This window comes from Pseudomonas sp. JV245A (genome assembly GCF_032424515.1).
In the GTDB taxonomy this organism is placed as follows: domain Bacteria; phylum Pseudomonadota; class Gammaproteobacteria; order Pseudomonadales; family Pseudomonadaceae; genus Aquipseudomonas; species Aquipseudomonas protegens.
Map to the genome: position 1 here is coordinate 1 of NZ_VYKE01000501.1, position 587 is coordinate 587.

The following is a 587-nucleotide window of genomic DNA, read 5'->3' on the forward strand; positions in this document are numbered from 1 at the left end:
GCTGGCTTGCCAGCGAAGGCGCCCGTGAGTCGGGCGCAGGGGCTGAGGCCCATTCGCCGGCAAGCCGGTTCCTGCGGTGATTTCTGGTCTTCTTGTGTGAGTATTCTTTCATGAACATTTGCGTACCTTTGCCGACCGCCTCCAGCAGGCTGCCGGTCTGGCGCCTGCTGGCCTTTACCCTGGCCGGTTTCATCGCCATCGTCACTGAGACGCTGCCTGCCGGGCTGTTGCCGCAGATCAGCCAGGGCCTGGGCATCAGCGAGGCCATGGCCGGGCAGTTGATCAGCCTGTATGCCCTGGGCTCGGTGGCGGCGGTGATTCCGCTGATCGCCGCCACTCGCAGTTGGCGCCGTAGGCCCTTGCTGTTGCTGGCCATCGGCGGCCTGTTGCTGTTCAACAGCCTGACCGCGTTGTCGACCCACTATCTGCTGACCCTGGCCGCGCGCTTTGCCGCGGGCATGGCGGCGGGGCTGGTCTGGGGCCTGCTGGCCGGCTATGCCCGGCGTCTGGTGGTGCCCGAGTTGCAGGGCCGGGCCCTGGCGGTGGTGGGCGTGGGCCAGCCGATCGCGCTGTGCCTGGGGGTGCCC

Annotated in this window: 1 protein-coding gene; it reads left to right on the forward strand. The window is 68.1% G+C overall.

Annotated features, from left to right (window positions below; genetic code table 11):
* Window positions 1-110 precede the first annotated feature (110 nt).
* The coding region (locus F6S12_RS32700; RefSeq protein ID WP_315869983.1) for an MFS transporter at window positions 111-587 on the forward strand (477 nt) is incomplete at its 3' end.